The following is a 244-nucleotide window of genomic DNA, read 5'->3' on the forward strand; positions in this document are numbered from 1 at the left end:
AGCGCGCGTGACGGGTTGTTGGGAATGACGGCGAGCGCGCCTTTGGCGGCGATGGCTTGGCGCAAGTGATCGGCGTCATAGGCGGCGTCGGCCATGACGACCTCGGCGGACAAGCCTTCGATCAATGTGGCGGCTTGCGGTGCATCGCCCTTCTGGCCCGCGGTGAGCGTGAACCGCACGGGACATCCCAAGCCCCGAACCGCCATATGTATCTTGGTGCTCAAGCCGCCGCGCGAGCGCCCGA

1 protein-coding gene is annotated in these 244 nt (G+C 66.8%); it reads right to left on the reverse strand.

Translation table 11 applies throughout. The features are described from left to right. A partial coding sequence (locus FNJ47_RS48195; RefSeq protein WP_163163753.1) for a transposase occupies window positions 1-244 on the reverse strand: 244 nt, incomplete at both ends.

The organism is Bradyrhizobium uaiense, assembly GCF_010811875.1.
In the GTDB taxonomy this organism is placed as follows: domain Bacteria; phylum Pseudomonadota; class Alphaproteobacteria; order Rhizobiales; family Xanthobacteraceae; genus Bradyrhizobium; species Bradyrhizobium uaiense.